This is a genomic window from Demequina capsici, assembly GCF_032102965.1.
Taxonomy (GTDB): Bacteria; Actinomycetota; Actinomycetes; order Actinomycetales; family Demequinaceae; genus Demequina; species Demequina capsici.
Window position 1 is genome coordinate 497503 of record NZ_CP134880.1, and the last position, 15197, is coordinate 512699.

Genomic DNA, 15197 nt, shown 5'->3' on the forward strand with positions numbered 1-15197 from the left:
GTGGAGACCGTGATCCTCACCGACGTCCCGCGCCCGGCCCGCGAGACAGTCGAGGCGTTCTCGACCATCGGCGTCGCCACCGTGGGCGAGGCGCTGGGCCGAACCGGCGACCTGGGCTCCGATCTTCGCCCCATCCAGCAGGGCACGCGCATCGCCGGCACCGCCGTCACCGTGCTGAGCTGGCCGGGCGACAACCTCATGATCCACGCGGCGATCGAGCAGTGCGGACCTGGAGACATCCTGGTGGTCACCACGCGCTCGCCGTCGCAGCACGGGATGTTCGGCGAGCTGTTCGCGACGGGCCTTCAGAGGCGCGGCGTCGTGGGCGCGATCATCGACGCGGGAGTGCGCGACACGCAGGAGCTGCGGGACATGGGCTTCCCGGTGTGGTCCCGGCACGTCAACGTCATGGGGACCGTGAAGAACACGCCCGGTGCCGTCAACGTGCCGATCGTGGTGGCCGGCCAGGTGATCGACGCGGGTGACATCCTCGTGTGCGACGACGACGGCGTGGTCGTCGTGCCGCGCAAGGGCGCCGACGAGGCCCTCGTGCTGTCCCAGGCGCGAGTCGCCAAGGAGGAGGCCACCCGCGCGGCCTTCATCGACGGCCAGCTGGGCCTCGACCGCTACGGCATGCGACCCGTCCTCGAGGAGCTGGGCGTGACCTACCGTCGCCACCCGGAGGCCGATCCTGCATGACCGGCATCCCGTGCGCGCTGATGCGGGGAGGCACCTCCAAGGGTGCGATGCTCCTCGCGTCGGACCTGCCCGCCGACCCTGAGGCGCGGGACGACCTTCTGCTGCGCATCATGGGCAGCCCCGACCCGCGGGAGATCGACGGGCTCGGAGGCGCGCACCCGCTCACCTCCAAGGTGGGTGTGGTGAGCCTGTCGGCACGTCCCGACGCTGACATCGACTACCTGTTCCTGCAGGTGGTACCCGACCAGCCGATCGTCTCCACCTCGCAGACCTGTGGCAACATCCTGGCGGCGACCGCGCCCTTCGCGCTCGAACGAGGGCTGCTGCCGATCATGGACGGCACGACGACCGTGCGGGTGCACATGGTGAACACCGGTGCGGTGGCCGCCCTCACGGTGCGCACGCCCGGCGGCGAGGTCACCTACGAGGGCGACGCGGAGATCTCAGGCGTCCCCGGCTCCGCGGCGCCCGTCGAGGTGGCCCTGGACCCGCCGTCGGGCGCGCTGCTGCCCACCGGTCACGTGGTCGACGAGGTGGCGGGGGTGGCGGCGACGCTCGTCGACGCCGGCATGGCCTCCGTCGTCGTCCGGGCCGCCGATCTGGGGATCGTGGGCGACGAGAGCCCGGCCGAGCTCGAGGCGAACGAGGCGCTGGTCGCGAAGGTGGCGCAGATTCGGGCCGAGGCCTTCCCCCTCATGGGGATCGCAGGGACCCCGGAGACGACCACGACGCCCAAGATCGTGCTCGTCTCCGCGCCTGCGGAGGGCGGCGCGATCCGTACTCGCAGCTTCATCCCGTACCGGGTCCACGAGGCGATCGGGGTGGTGGGAGCGGCGTCCGTCGCGGCCGCGGTGCGGCTGCCCGGCTCCGTGGCGCACGAGCTCGCGGTGCAGCCGGAGCCTGGTGCGCCGCTGCGGGTGGAGCACCCCACAGGCTTCTTCGATCTCTATGTGGACCTGGCCGACGGGGACGAGCTCGCCGTGGGACCGGCGCGCGTGGTCAGGACCGCGCGCATGATCATGGATGGGTTCGTGCACCCCCGACCTCCGGCGCCGCCCGCCTCCGCGCCGGCCTGACCACGAGCCCTGGAACGGGACGAAGGAGCCTCCATGACGATGCCGCAGGGGCATATCGCCCACCTCGGATACGCCGAGCTGCACACCACCGACCTCGACGCGACCGTGTGGTTCTTCGAGAACATCCTGGGGATGGTCGAGACCCGCCGCGTCGACGGCATGTCGTTCCTGCGTGCGTACGACGACTACGAGGAGTGCAGCATCATCGCGAAGCAGGCCGACGCGGCGGGCGTCGGCAGGACCGCGCTGCGTGCCACCAGCGAGCAGGCGCTCGAGGAGCGTGTGGTCGCGATCCAGGCCGCCGGCCGTGACGGTCGCTGGGAGGACGGCATCGCGGGCCGTGGTCGCACCTTCGTCACCACCGACCCCGACGGCCACGAGATCGCGCTCTACTACGACACCGTCTGGTACGAGGCGCCCGAGCATCTCGCCGCGGGTCTCAAGAACCAGCCGGCCGCCAAGCCCAACCGGGGGATCGGCGTGCGTAGGTTCGACCACATCAACTACCTCGCCGCGGATCCCGCCGCGAACGCCGACTGGCACATCGACGTGCTCGGGGCGCGTGCCACGGAGCAGATCAGGCTGGACGACGGGCGCGTCGCCGCCAAGTGGATGACCTTCAGCTCCAAGTCGTACGACGTCGTGTACACGGAGGACTGGACCGGCGGCAGGGGCCGCCTGCATCACCTGGCGTTCGCCACCGACACCCGCGAGGAGATCCTGCGCGCGGCGGATCTGTGCCTGGATCAGGGTGTCCGCATCGAGACGGGCCCCCACAAGCATGCGATCCAGCAGACGTTCTTCCTCTACGTGTTCGAGCCCGGCGGCAACCGCATCGAGATGTGCAACCCGCTGACCCGCATGGTGCTCGCGCCCGACTGGCCCGTCGTGACGTGGACGCAGACGGAGCGGCTGCGCGGGCAGGCGTGGGGGCTCGGCACCATCGAGACGTTCCACACCCACGGCACGCCGCCGCTCGAGGGTCAGGATCCGCAGACGTACCGTCCGACGGGGATGCTCGGGAAGCGTCCCAGCGGGGATGCGCGGCGATGAGCGCCGACTCGCGCCGTGTGGCGCTGATCGGGCTGGGCGAGGTGGGACGCGTGTTCGTCGAGGACCTGCGCACGCTGGGCGTGTCCGACCTGACCGCGTGGGACACCGCGTTCGTGGATCCCGACAGTCCCGCGTCGCGCAACGCGCGCGAGCTCGGGGTGGCCACCGCGTCGTCCTCGGTCGACGCCGTGGCCGGGGCGGGGCTCGTGGTGAGCGCCGTCACCGCGTCGCAGAGCGTGCTGGCGGCGCGGGCAGCCGCTGAGGGCATCGAGCAGGGCGCGTTCCTCTTCGACCTGAACTCGTCGTCCCCCGGGCACAAGCAGGCCGCGCGCGACGCGATCGAGGCCGCCGGGGGCCGCTACGTCGAGGCCGCGCTGATGTCGCCGATCGGTCCCCGGAGGCTCGCCTCGCCCTTCCTGCTCGGTGGCGCGCACTCGACGGCGTTCCTGGGCGTCGCCTCCACCTACGGCATGGCGGGCGCCACGGCCCTGGGTGGCGAGGTGGGCAGGGCGGCCGCGACCAAGCTCTGCCGGTCCGTGATCGTGAAGGGCCTCGAGTCGCTGCTGACCGAGTCGCTCCTCGCCGCGCGCACGCTCGGCGTCGAGCGCGACGTGCTCGACTCGCTGCCCAACATCCTCCCGCCCGCCGACTGGGAGGCCGTGGCCGGGTACTTCATGTCACGCTCCGTCCAGCATGGCCGACGCAGGGCCGAGGAGATGGAGGAGGCCGCCGTCACCGTGGCAGAGGCGGGCGTCGAGCCGTGGATGGCGCGCGCGACCGTCGAGCGCCAGCGGTGGGCGTCCCGGTTCGGATCCGTCCTGCCGCAGGAGTCGGCCATGGACCTGGTGGATGCGGTGCTCGCCGCCGCACGTGAGGCCGAGCAGGCGGACAGCCCCGCCGGTCCGGGAACGAGAGGAACGTCATGATCATCGACTGCCACGGGCACTACACCACCGCGCCTGCCTCGCACAGCGCATGGCGCGAGCAGCAGCTCGACGCATGGGCCTCCGGTCATGCGGCGCCCGCCTATCCGACCATCTCGGACGACGAGATCAGGGAGTCCCTTGAGGGGAACCAGCTGCGGCTCATCGCCGAGCGGGGCGCGGACATGACGATCTTCTCGCCGCGCGCGTCGGCCATGGGCCACCACCTGGGCGACATCACGACGTCGGTCGGATGGGCCGCCGCCTGCAACGACCTCATCGCGCGCGCCGTGGATCTCTATCCGGAGACCTTCGTGGGCGTCGGCCAGCTCCCTCAGGCCGACGGCGCCGAGCTGGACGAGGCGATCCGCGAGCTCGACCGCGTGGTCGCCATGGGCTTCATCGGGGTGAACGTCAACCCGGACCCGTCGGGCGGGCACTGGACCTCCCCGCCCCTCACCGACCGCTACTGGTACCCGCTGTGGGAGCGGATGGTGGAGCACGACGTGCCTGGCATGATCCACGTCTCCGCCAGCGCGAACCCCGCCTTCCACGCCACCGGCGCCCACTACATGAACGCGGACACGACGGCCTTCATGCAGCTGCTCCAGGGCGACCTCTTCGCCGACTTCCCGACGCTGCGGCTGATCATCCCGCACGGCGGTGGAGCCGTGCCGTACCACTGGGGCCGTTACCGAGGGCTGTCGGACATGCTCGGCAAGCCGGGCCACGCGGAGCGCCTCATGGAGAACGTGTTCCTGGACACGTGCGTGTACCACCAGCCTGGCATCGACCTGCTGTTCGAGGTGATGCCGAGCGAGAGCATCCTGTTCGGCTCCGAGATGGTGGGCGCTGTGCGCGGGATCGACCCGACCACGGGCCACTACTTCGACGACACGCTGCGGTACGTGCAGGCGGCGCGGCTGACCGACGCGCAGCGGGTCGGCGTCCTGTCCGGGAACGCCCTGCGGGCCTACCCGCGGCTGGCGGCACGGCTGGCGGCGCGCACCGCCTGAGGCTCGTCGGTGGGCATCCAGCACGACCGAGGGTCCGCGCAGGCGGCACCCGGTGAACGGTCTCCATCTTCGATAGCGTGGCCTCATGAGAATCGCGACGGCGCAACGGATCGGCAGGCACGTCTCGGCCATCGGCCTCGGCTGCTGGCAGCTCGGCGGGGACTGGGGGGACACGGACGAGCAGCGGTCCCAGGACATCCTCCATGCCGCGGCCGACGCGGGCACCACCTTCTTCGACACGGCCGATGTCTATGGAGACGGACGTTCCGAGAGGTCGATCGGGCGGTTCCTCAAGGATCGTCCCGACTCCTCCGCGTTCTTCGTCGCGACCAAGATGGGCAGGCGCCTGCCCGAGCAGGTGGCCGAGGGCTACACGCTCGACAGCTACCGGCGCTGGACCGACCGCTCGCGCGAGAACCTGGGCGTCGACACCCTGGACCTGGTGCAGCTCCACTGCCCGCCGTCCGCCGTGTTCCACGACCCGCAGACGTTCGAGGACCTGCGGGTCCTCAAGCAGGAGGGGCGCATCCGCGACTTCGGCGTCTCCGTCGAGCTGGTGGAGGACGCCCTCCACGTGCTGGGCGAGGACGACCTCGCGTCCGTGCAGATCATCTTCAACATCTTCCGCCGCAAGCCCGCCGAGCATTTCCTGCGCGAGGCGACCGAGCGTGGCGTGGCCGTGATCTCGCGCGTGCCCCTCGCGTCGGGCCTGCTGTCAGGGAAGTACGACGCGAGCACCACCTTCGCGGCGAACGACCACCGGAGCTACAACCGCGACGGCTCGGCCTTCGACGTGGGCGAGACCTTCGCGGGCGTGCCGTTCGAGGTGGGTGTGAAGGCTGCGCAGGAGGTGGCGGCCCTCACCCCCGAGGGCTGGACCACCGCCCAGATGGCGTTGCGGTGGGTGGAGCAGATGGGCTCCACGACGGTGATCCCGGGCGCGCGGACGCCGGAGCAGGCCCGTCAGAACGCCGCGGTGGGCGAACTGCCGACCATCCCCGACGGGACGATGGCAGCGCTCGCGAAGATCTACAACGACTCGATCAGGGAGCACGTGCACTCCCGCTGGTAGCCCGCGCGATCCGTGGTGCGGGCCTTCCCCGGCGGGTCGCTCAGCGCCGCTCTCGCGCGCTTTCGCGCAACTCCGGGTCGCTCAGCGTCGCCCGCCCGCGAGGTGACCGATGCCGCTGATCCTCGCCGCCATCGTGGCCGGCGCCGTCCTGCAGCGCGTGTCGGGCATCGGCTTCGCTGTCATCGTGGCGCCGTTCGTGGTGCTCGCCGTCGGTCCGGGCCAGGGCGTGGTGCTCGTGCAGGTCTTCGGGGCGCTCGTGTGCGTCCTGGTCCTGTTCCAGGTGTGGAAGGACGTCGACTGGCGGGCGTACTGGGGTCTGGTGCCGGCCAGCCTCGTGGGCATCGCGATCGGCGCGTGGGCGGCTGGACGGCTGCCGGTCGCGGAGGCGCAGGTGGTCACCGCCCTGATCCTCATCGCGTCGCTCACCGTCGTGATGTCGGTGAGATCGGGCCATCTCCAGCGGAGCCTGGGGGTGCTCATGAGCGGTGGCGCGGTCGCAGGTGTCATGACGACCCTCGCGGGCGCTGGCGGCGTCGCGCTGATCGTGCTCGCGCGGGCCACGCACTGGGAGCAGCGTTCCTTCGCCGCGACGCTTCAGCCCTACCTGATCACGATCTCCACGTCGACGGTGATCGCGCGCGTGATCGTCGACCCTGGCACCTGGCCGGACCTGCGTGTGTGGGAATGGGCGGTGCTCGTCGTCTCGATGCTCCTGGGGCTGTGGGCGGGTACCTGGGTCGCCCGACGTGTCACGCAGCGGACCGCGGCGCGCGTCACGTTCGCGGTCGCCTGGGTGGGTGCCATCGCCACCCTCCTGAATGGCCTCGCGAGGCTCTGACGGTCCCGTTCGGGTGAGCGAGTGTCGTTTCTGCGACGTCGGTGCATCTGAGGGGTGGGTCAGTGTCGCTCTGCGCGACGCGGCGCAGCCCCGCCGGCGCGCCCTCGCGTCGTTTCGCGGCGCCGGATGCATTGGGTAACCTTGTGATCTACCCCGCGCCTGTAGCTCAGGGGATAGAGCACCGCTCTCCTAAAGCGGGTGTCGACAGTTCGAATCTGTCCAGGCGCACCACCGTTCGCCCCATGCGAAGGCCGACAGGCCGATCACGCCGCGTCAGGCGGGACCACCAGCACCGGCAACGGCGCGAACTCCACGACGTGCATCGTGTGCGATCCGATGCCCGACACCACGTGGCCCGGCCGCTCCATCCGGCCCAGGACGATGAGCGTCGCACCGCACGCGGTCGCCTCGGCCAGGATCTCAGCGGCGACCCTGCCGTGGCGCTTGACCGCGACCACCGGAACGCCCGCCCGCGTCGCGAGGCGCTCCACCTGCGCGAGGGCCGCGGCGCATGCGACATCCCGGGACGACTCCAGCGCGACCGCCTCCGGTGATCCGGCGACGAGCCCGTCGTGCTCGACGACGGCCACCGCCCGCAGCGGCGCTCCGAACGCGCGGGCGTGGGCGATGGCGACGTCTGCGGCGTGGAAGGACGCCTCGGAGTCGTTGACGGCCACGAGCACAGGGCCACGCCACGGCTCGGTCATCACGCGCCTCCCGTCCGTGCCTCGGCCGGCCGCGCGTGCGCCGGTCGGGACTGCTCCTGCGCGCCGACGGCCCAGCGCACCCTCAGGTTCTCCTCGCGCTCGAGCTCGTCGAGGGCCCGCTCGATGCGCGTCAGCTCGGATTCGAGGTGAGGCACCCAACGATGCTCGACTGCTCGACGTCGGGTGCGGGTGGCGTACAGCTCCTGAGCGACCGTCGCCGCGGCGCGCCTGGTCGCGGCGTGGATCGCCGCCGCTCGGACGGCTTGGGCCATCGCCTCGGCCGCGTACGACACCGATGCGCCCGCGCCCGTCGGCCTTCGCGGCGGCACGTCCACCGCAGCGTCGTCGGGGAAGTCCAAGCCCATGACATGGCCCTCGGTGATCGTCACGCGGGCGCGGGCGAGCGGCGATGCCGCATCGATCGCGTCCCACCCGTCGAGCGCCGCGGCGCGCTCCGCCCACTCCAGCGCGGCGCGCGCGGCGTGCCCCCAGGCGTCCTCTAGACCGTCGGAGCGCAGCAGCAGGCGCTCATGCTCGGCGGCGACGATGCGCTGCTTGCGTTCCAGCAGCTCGACGCCGTGCCGGGCGACGCCCAGCTGGCGTTGCACCCGCAGGCGTGCGGCCCGACCCACGTCAGCCATCGTCGGCCTCCTCTCCGGAGGTCGGGAGATGGGCCGCGACCTGCGCCGGGGAGACCATGGTGAGCTCCTGCCGCGGCAGTGCGGCGAGCGCCCGCCAGGCGCGGTCGAGCGTGTCCTCGAGGGTGCGAGACTCGGCGTGGCCCTGGTTCAGCAGGTCCTGCTCCATCACGTGCCGGTAGGCGAGGTAGGCGCGGTCCGTCTCGCCCAGCGACGACGCTCCGACGAGTTCCGCGAGCGCCGCTGACTGGCGTGCGCGGGCGAGCGCGGCGAGCACCTGCGCGGCGACGTCCAGATGGTCGTCCCTGGTGCGCCCCGGTCCAGCGCCGCTGCGCATGAGGCGCGACAGCGAGCTGAGCGTGTCGACGGGCGGGTAGACGCCGCGCGCCGCGAGCTCGGGGGACAGCACGATCTGACCCTCGGTGATGTAGCCGGTGAGGTCAGGCACGGGGTGCGTGATGTCCCCGGCGGGCATCGTCAGCACGGGGACGATGGTGACGGAGCCATCCGTGCCCCTCACCCGGCCGCACCGTTCGTACAGCGTGGCCAGGTCGCTGTAGAGGTAGCCGGGGTAGCCGCGGCGTGCAGGGATCTCGCGGCGCGCGGCCGACACCTCGCGGACCGCCTCCGCATAGTTCGTCATGTCGGACAGCAGGACGAGCACGTCAGCACCGTCCTCGAAGGCCAGATGCTCGGCGATCGTGAGGGCCAGGCGCGGAGTGAGGATGCGCTCGATCGGCGGGTCGTCGGCGGCGTTGAGCAGCAGCACGAGCTCGCCCGACGCGGTGCGCGCCTCAAGGCGATCCCTGACGAACGCGATGTCGGCGTGGGTGAGACCCATGGCTGCGAAGACGACGCGGAACTCCGTCCCGGGGCTGACGGACTGTGCGGCGATCTGCGTCGCCAGGCTGAGGTGCGGCAGCCCTGCGACGGAGAAGATCGGGAGCTTCTGCCCGCGCACCAGGGTGGTCAGGGCGTCGATGACGGACACGCCGGTGAGGATCGGCTCGCGTGGCGGCTCGCGTTCCACGGGGTTGAGCGGCCACCCGCTGACGGGTGCCACCTGGGAGGCGGTGATCGGAGGTCCGCCGTCCAGGGGTGCGCCTCTGCCGTTGCATACGCGTCCCAGCCAGTCGGTGCCGACGGGGATGTGCAGCGGCCGCCCGCCGAAGCGCACCTCGATCCCGCCGGGAGTGAGCCCCTCCGTCCCCTCGAAGATCTGCACGGTCGCCTGATCGCCGTCGAGGTCCAGCACCAGCCCGTGGCGGAGCCCTTCAGGCGTGGCGATCTCCGCGGACTCGTCCCAGCCGACGCCGTCGACCCCGCCGACGACGACGAGCGGCCCGCGGATCGCGCGGATGTCCTGGTGGCCGATGCGGGCCTGGGCGAGCGCCGACGACCGTCCCTCGGGTCCCTGTCCGGGTCGGGTCGCGTTCATGGCAGCTCCCCGAGCTGGGCGACCATGCGATCGCGGATCTCCGCCACCGCGCCGGCCTGGTCGGTGCCGACGTCCTGCGCGGCGCGGATCACCGGCCCGAAGTCGAGCCGTTCGACGGCGGTCGCCGTTGCGCCCCGGTCGATCGCCGCGTGGCAGGCGTCGATCACCCCGAGCACCAGGTCCAGCAGCGCGGCGCCCTTCGCGTCGGAGCAGGTGGCGTCGTTCGGGTGGAGCGCGTTCTGAGCCAGCACGGACTCGCGCAGCAGCCGCCCGCCGAGCACGACCATGCGCTCGCGGCCGGGCAGGGAGCCGACGCCGATCACCTCGGCCAGCGAGGAGAGCCGGTCCGCCTCCGCGAGGATCGCGAGCGCGGTCGCTCGCCGCGCGGCCCATTCGGGATCTCCGTGGACGGTCTGCCAGCGGGCCAGCCCGTCGGTGTCGCGCGCGAACGAGCCGGACCAGTGCACGGCGGGGTAGTGGCGCGCGTAGGCGAGGTCGCGGTCGAGCATCCACATGGCGCGCACGAACCGTTGCGTGATGGTGGTGACGGGTTCCGACATGTCGCCACCAGGAGGGGAGACGGCTCCGATCACGGTGACGGACGCGTCGTGCCCGCCCAGGGTGGTGACGCGGCCCGCGCGCTCGTAGAAGGCCGCGAGCTGGGAGGCGAGGTCCGCGGGGAAGCCCTCCTCTGCTGGCAGGTCGCCGCGCCGGTTCGCGAACTCGCGCAGCGCCTCCGCCCAGCGGGATGTGGAGTCGGCGATGACGACGGCCTGGTAGCCCATGTCCCGGTAGTACTCGGCGATGGAGATGCCCGTGTAGATGCTGAGCTCGCGCGCCATCATCGGCATGTTGGACGTGTTGGCGACCACGACGGTGCGTTCCACGAGCCTGCCCCCGGAGCGGGCGTCGGTGAGGCGGCCCAGGTCGTCGAGCACGTCGGCCATCTCGTTGCCGCGCTCGCCGCAGCCGACGTAGACGATGACGTCGGCGTCGCACCACTTGGCGATCTGCTGCAGCAGCATGGTCTTGCCGGTGCCGAATCCGCCCGTGACGGCCGCCGCAGCACCGCGCGGGACGGGGAAGAAGAGGTCGAGCACCCGCTGCCCCGTGTGCAGGGGGACAGGGTCCGCCTGGCGCTCGCGGAAGGGCCGGGGACGACGCATCGGCCACCGCTCGGACAGCCTCACCTCCCGGTCGCCGACCCCGGCGACACCGATCCTTGCCACCGCGTCGAGCGCCCCCACCTCGCAGTCGTCCGCGATCCAGTCGACGGTGCCGGATGCCCCGGCGGGGACGATCACCCGATGCTCGACGGCACCCGAGTGGGGCACCGTCCCCAGCACGTCGCCCTCGGAGACCCCGTCGCCTGCGCGCACCGTGGGGACGAACCGCCAGCGGCGACCGCCGTCGGCCCCCGCCACGGACTCGGGCCGGTCGGGACGCAGCCAGATCGGGGCCGACGTGAGCGGGCGCATCAGGCCGTCGAACGCCGCGCCCAGCAGGCCGGGTCCGAAGAGCCCCGTGAGCGGCTGGCCGCTGCCCGCCGCGGGCGCGCCCACCCGCAGACCGCCGGTGTACTCGTAGGCCTGCATCGTGGCGCGGGTGCCGTCCACTGCGACGACCTCCGCGCTGATCCGATCCGCTCCCACGTGCAGGATCTCGCCCATGGCGACGTCCGGCACTCCCTCGGCCTCCAGCAGGGGTCCGGTCACGCGCACGGTCCGGCCGACGCGCCCCGGTGCGTCGTGCCTGGTGCTCACTCCGTCCACAGGTCCGACACCTCCCCGCCCATCGACTCGAGCGTCGCCTTCGCGAGCGTGGGGAGCGTGAGGTCCAGCCGACGCGTGCCGAGCGTCGCGACGACGCCTCCCCGTGCGTCCTCCTCGACGGTCGCGCCGGAGCCGAGCACGGTGACGGCGCGATCGCTGAGCGCCTCGCGCATCGCGGGATATGTCGGAGAGTCGCGCAGGCCCTCGGCGCGTGCGAGCACCAGGGCCTCGAGCTCCGCGTGCAAGGACTCCCGCGCCCCAAGGCGCAGCTCATGGGCGCGACGGCGCTCGCGAGCGGACCTCAGCGAGGCATCCGCCCGCGCTGCCGCCACTCCTGCCTCGACCGCGCGTCGGCCGATCGCCTCCACCTCGCGGGTGGCCTCCGCCGCCGTCGCGTCCGCCCGGTGCGCGGCGTCGTCGAGCACCGCGTCCGCGCGCGTCTGCGCCCGTGCGAGGATGTCCGCGCGCAACGGCGCGAGCGAGGCGTCGGCTCCAGGGGGCAGGCCCTTCATGACGGGATCACCGCCGTCAGCGGAGAGTCGAGCGCGTCGGTCCGCTCCCCGAGCGCCTGGGCCGCCCGAGCGCTCAGCAGCACGAGCGCCACCTCGGGCCCGAGGGTGCCCCACGCGGCGCGCACCGCCGTCGCGTCCTCGGCACACCGCAGATCCACCCCTGCCAGCGCGAAAGCGCCGATCACCCGGCGTTCGCCGAGCGCGACGACGACGCCTTCCGTGAGGGCCGCGGGACGGCTCATGCGTTGCCGATCAGGATGATCGCGATGATGAGGCCGTAGATCGCGATGCCTTCCGCGAGCCCGACCACCACCATCGCCCGCCCGAACATCTCGGGGCGTTCGCTCATGGCCGCCAGCGCCGCCGAGCCCGTGTACGCCACCGCGATCGCCGCGCCGATGGACGAGCCCGCCACGGCGATGGCCGCGGCGATCAGCGCCGAGCCGTTCGCCGTGCTCGCCGTCTGGGTCGCGGTATCGGTGGCCGTGGCGGCGTCCGCCGCGGGGCCGGTCATGAGCACCAGCATGGCGCCGGCGAGCACCGCCAGGTTCGTGGTGACCAGGGCCACGACCCCGGATCTGCCGCGGCGGCGCAGCAGCGCGGTCGCGCCGATGGCGACGAGCGCGAGGACGGGAAGGGCGAGCAGCCAGACGGTCATGGTCAGTCCTTTCGGATCGGCGCCTGAGGCGCGGTCGGGGACGATGCGGTAGCGGGCGATGCTGCGGTCGGCCCGTGGGGAGACGGCACCGCGGCAGGCGGCGCGTCGTCCGTAGGAGACGGCGTCAGGTCGGGGCGCCACGGCCGGAACGCGCGTCCCTCCCCGACGAAGACTCGGGAGAACAGCTCGTAGTACTCGAGGCGTAGCGCCTGGATCCCAGCGATCAGTGCCTCGAGTCCGAACGTGATGACGTTGCCGACCACGAAGACGAGCACCGCGGCCACGTAGCCCAGGCCGGATCCCCACAGCGAGGTGGTGCCGGACCAGATCACGGACAGCAGCGCGGCGTGCGTCAGTCCGAATGCGGCAAGGCGGGCGAACGAGACGACGTTCGAGCCGAGCCTGCTCACGCTGTCCACGGACTCGATGCCGGCCTGCAGGATCGCTGTCGCGCCTCCTCCCGCCTCCGTCAGCACGCCGACGAAGATCAGCACCAGCGCCGCGAGCGCGAGCGCGGCTCCGGCCGCGATCAGCGGCGTGACGTGCGTGGCCAGGCCCCAGGCGAGCAGGCCGAGCGAGACGAACAGTCCCGAGCCGGCGATCCCGGAGCGCGAGTACAGGGCGTACGCCCACCCTCCCTCGCGGACGCGGTTCACCGTGCCCGTCGCGTACGAGCCGGCGAGCAGCAGGGCACCCAGGGCGACCGCCGCGAGCAGCAGCGGCACCGGCTCCTGCATCGGGTCGAGCCACAGCACGGGCACCAGCCCTGTAGGCCCGAAGGCCGCGCCGTAGAGGGCGCCGAAGACGATGGCGGTCACACCGGCCAGCGTCACGAACAGCCACGTGCGCCGGATGCCGCGGAAGCGTCTGATCCCTCCCGCTCGCAGCGCCAGTCCGACGCCCACGAGGATCGCCCCGTGGCCCACGTCGCCGAACATCATGCCGAACATCAGGATGTACGCGGCGGCCGCCAGTCGCGCGGGGTCCAGGTCCGCGTAGGGCACGACGCCGTAGGTGTCGACCAGGGTCCGCGACGTGCCGCCCGTGCCGCCGGGCATCAGCGTGGGCGGCTGCGCGCCGGGCGGGACGCGCAGCGCAGCGACGGCACCGCCGCAGGGCGCCAACGCGGCGGTCAGGGCGTCGTGCTCGCGCCGCGGCATCCATCCCACCCATCCGGTCAGACGCTCGTGGACGACGCCCGCCGCGGCCGCTCGGCGCAGCTCGTCCGTCTCTGCGGATCCGGCCGTACGCAGGTCCAGCTCCACGACGCCCGCGCGGGCTATCGCGCGCAGCGCGCGCTCGCGGTCCTCGGTGTGGACCACGATCGCGACCCGTTCCATCACCACGGGGGCGTGCGGCTCACGTGGGGCGCGAGGCTCACGAGGCGACATCGAGCACCTCCCTGGCTCCCTGGCCCTCGCCGGCGGCGCCGACGGCGGCGAGGGCGGCCTGGACACGCCACGCGTCTGCGCTGAGCAGCGCGATTCCCGCGACCACGACGTCGGGTCCCGGGGTTCCGTCCCGCAGCATCGCGCCGGCCTCCGCCTCCGTGCGGGCGTGCAGGCGTGCCTCGGCCCGCCAGAGGTCGCCGGGAAGGGCGATCCCGCCGAGAACCGTGCCCACGCGACGGGGGAGCGCGGCCACGAACGACGGCAGGTCGGGAGCGGACTCCCAGGCGTGCCCGAGCAGCGGGGCTGCCCTGGTGCGGAGCGTCGGTCCGGGACGGACACGGTCGACGAAGAGCAGTCGCGCCAGGGCGAGCGCGCATTCTTGCGTGCACCACGTGCGTGCGGCAGGTGCCACCTGCGCGTAGCGCACCAACGACGCGGCGGTGAGGATGTCCGCAAGCTGGGGGTCGTCGTCGGGCACCTCCCCCCATGCGGTGCGCGCCAGCAGGTGCGTCAGCGCTGTGGCGGACGCAGCGGTGCGCAGCAGGCCCCACGAGGTCTCGAGCGCGCCGAGCTCGTACGGACTGGTGGCCGGCCCACCCTCGAGCTCGCGCCGGTGCTGCAGGATGTTCTCTCGCTCGAAGCGTGCGGCCGCGGCCCGCAGGATCCCCGTGCCGGAGGCGGGAGCCCACCCCGCGAGCACGCGCAGCTGCCACAGCAGCGTCTCGCGTGCCGCCCGCTGCAGAGCCTCCGGGCCGGAGACGTGCGCCGCTCGCACCCCGTAGCTCCAGCGGGACAGCAGGTCCTCGACCTCCGTCCACGTCCGCGCCGAGGCGATCCTGAGGGCGCCCTGCTCGCCGGCGCGGCCCGCGGCGAGCGCGCGCACCCGGACCGACGCGGCCACCCACGCGGCGCTCACGACGCTGCCCCCAGGTCCGCCTGCAGCGTCGCCACGACCGCGTCGGCGGCCTCGGCGACCCGCGGCGAGCGCGCGTCGAGCAGCCTTGCCGCGTCGTCGCGCGCACGTTGCATGAGTGCCGCGTCCTCGGCGGCGGCGTCGGCCAGGATCGACGCGGCGGCGTCCGCCTCACGCGCGGGGGCCTCGCGTCTGGCGCGTGCGACGTCGGCGGCGGCGTCGCGCCGCGCCTGCTCCAGCCGCTCGACCGCGAGTGCCTCGGCCTGCGCGGTGAGTCGCGCGGCGGCGTCCAGGTCGGCGTCCAGGGCCGCGAAGACGGGGGCGAGCTCGAGAACGGGGCCGGAGCGCTCGGCGACATGCTCGGCGGACTCGGCCGCTCCTCCTGGTGCTGTCACCGGGCGGAATCGGTCAAGGATCTCCTGCCAGCGCATCTCTCTTCCTCGAGCCTGCGGCTGTCGGGCGGCGTGACCGTCCGATCTTCTTCGAATCTA

At 72.8% G+C, this 15197-nt stretch carries 17 protein-coding genes and 1 tRNA gene; 8 read left to right on the plus strand and 10 right to left on the minus strand.

Annotation, left to right across the window (positions count from 1 at the left end):
* From RN607_RS02425 to RN607_RS02460, 8 genes are all read left to right on the plus strand, one after another.
* The gene (locus RN607_RS02425) at positions 1-699 is read left to right on the plus strand and encodes a 4-carboxy-4-hydroxy-2-oxoadipate aldolase/oxaloacetate decarboxylase (protein WP_313544087.1); all 699 of its coding nucleotides are present in this window, start codon (positions 1-3) and stop codon (positions 697-699) included.
* Positions 696-1775 carry a PrpF domain-containing protein gene (locus tag RN607_RS02430; protein ID WP_313544089.1) on the plus strand — a complete coding sequence of 360 codons (1080 nt, stop codon included), beginning with the start codon at positions 696-698 and terminating at the stop codon, positions 1773-1775. The genes RN607_RS02425 and RN607_RS02430 overlap by 4 nt, the downstream gene beginning before the upstream one ends.
* 33 nt (positions 1776-1808) lie before the next feature.
* The gene (locus tag RN607_RS02435; RefSeq protein ID WP_313499557.1) at positions 1809-2828 is read left to right on the plus strand and encodes a VOC family protein; all 1020 of its coding nucleotides are present in this window, start codon (positions 1809-1811) and stop codon (positions 2826-2828) included.
* Positions 2825-3754 carry an NAD(P)-dependent oxidoreductase gene (locus tag RN607_RS02440; RefSeq protein WP_313544091.1) on the plus strand — a complete coding sequence of 310 codons (930 nt, stop codon included), beginning with the start codon at positions 2825-2827 and terminating at the stop codon, positions 3752-3754. Before RN607_RS02435 ends, RN607_RS02440 begins: the two co-directional genes overlap by 4 nt.
* Positions 3751-4767 carry an amidohydrolase family protein gene (locus RN607_RS02445; protein ID WP_313544093.1) on the plus strand — a complete coding sequence of 339 codons (1017 nt, stop codon included), beginning with the start codon at positions 3751-3753 and terminating at the stop codon, positions 4765-4767. Before RN607_RS02440 ends, RN607_RS02445 begins: the two co-directional genes overlap by 4 nt.
* An 85-nt stretch (positions 4768-4852) precedes the next feature.
* Positions 4853-5839 carry an aldo/keto reductase gene (locus tag RN607_RS02450; RefSeq protein ID WP_313544095.1) on the plus strand — a complete coding sequence of 329 codons (987 nt, stop codon included), beginning with the start codon at positions 4853-4855 and terminating at the stop codon, positions 5837-5839.
* Between the two features lie 109 nt (positions 5840-5948).
* Positions 5949-6677: a TSUP family transporter gene (locus tag RN607_RS02455; protein WP_313544097.1), complete on the plus strand. Its 729-nt coding sequence runs from the start codon at positions 5949-5951 to the stop codon at positions 6675-6677.
* A 155-nt stretch (positions 6678-6832) separates the two neighbouring features.
* Positions 6833-6908: transfer RNA gene (locus tag RN607_RS02460), tRNA-Arg, on the plus strand.
* Between the two features lie 32 nt (positions 6909-6940).
* Here the strand turns inward: RN607_RS02460 and RN607_RS02465 are convergent.
* Genes RN607_RS02465 through RN607_RS02510 form a run of 10 tightly spaced genes read right to left on the minus strand, consistent with a single transcriptional unit; the run spans position 6941 to position 15137 of the window.
* Positions 6941-7384, minus strand: a complete 444-nt coding sequence (locus RN607_RS02465) for a universal stress protein (RefSeq protein ID WP_313544099.1) — start codon at positions 7382-7384, stop codon at positions 6941-6943.
* Entirely contained in the window at positions 7384-8025 is a 642-nt protein-coding gene (locus RN607_RS02470; RefSeq protein WP_313544101.1) for a V-type ATP synthase subunit D, read from the minus strand. The genes RN607_RS02465 and RN607_RS02470 overlap by 1 nt, the downstream gene beginning before the upstream one ends.
* Positions 8018-9460 carry a V-type ATP synthase subunit B gene (locus tag RN607_RS02475; protein WP_313544102.1) on the minus strand — a complete coding sequence of 481 codons (1443 nt, stop codon included), beginning with the start codon at positions 9458-9460 and terminating at the stop codon, positions 8018-8020. Before RN607_RS02475 ends, RN607_RS02470 begins: the two co-directional genes overlap by 8 nt.
* Complete coding sequence (locus tag RN607_RS02480; protein WP_313544103.1) at positions 9457-11232, minus strand: V-type ATP synthase subunit A; 1776 nt, start codon at positions 11230-11232, stop codon at positions 9457-9459. The genes RN607_RS02475 and RN607_RS02480 overlap by 4 nt, the downstream gene beginning before the upstream one ends.
* Positions 11220-11744 carry a hypothetical protein gene (locus RN607_RS02485; RefSeq protein WP_313544104.1) on the minus strand — a complete coding sequence of 175 codons (525 nt, stop codon included), beginning with the start codon at positions 11742-11744 and terminating at the stop codon, positions 11220-11222. The genes RN607_RS02480 and RN607_RS02485 overlap by 13 nt, the downstream gene beginning before the upstream one ends.
* Positions 11741-11986, minus strand: coding sequence for a hypothetical protein (locus RN607_RS02490; protein WP_313544105.1), 246 nt, complete (start codon positions 11984-11986; stop codon positions 11741-11743). Before RN607_RS02490 ends, RN607_RS02485 begins: the two co-directional genes overlap by 4 nt.
* Positions 11983-12402 carry an ATP synthase subunit C gene (locus RN607_RS02495; protein ID WP_313544107.1) on the minus strand — a complete coding sequence of 140 codons (420 nt, stop codon included), beginning with the start codon at positions 12400-12402 and terminating at the stop codon, positions 11983-11985. The genes RN607_RS02490 and RN607_RS02495 overlap by 4 nt, the downstream gene beginning before the upstream one ends.
* 2 nt (positions 12403-12404) lie before the next feature.
* Complete coding sequence (locus RN607_RS02500) at positions 12405-13793, minus strand: V-type ATPase 116kDa subunit family protein (RefSeq protein ID WP_313544109.1); 1389 nt, start codon at positions 13791-13793, stop codon at positions 12405-12407.
* The gene (locus RN607_RS02505; RefSeq protein ID WP_313544112.1) at positions 13780-14709 is read right to left on the minus strand and encodes a hypothetical protein; all 930 of its coding nucleotides are present in this window, start codon (positions 14707-14709) and stop codon (positions 13780-13782) included. The genes RN607_RS02500 and RN607_RS02505 overlap by 14 nt, the downstream gene beginning before the upstream one ends.
* Positions 14706-15137, minus strand: a complete 432-nt coding sequence (locus tag RN607_RS02510; protein ID WP_313544114.1) for a hypothetical protein — start codon at positions 15135-15137, stop codon at positions 14706-14708. The genes RN607_RS02505 and RN607_RS02510 overlap by 4 nt, the downstream gene beginning before the upstream one ends.
* Positions 15138-15197 lie beyond the last annotated feature (60 nt).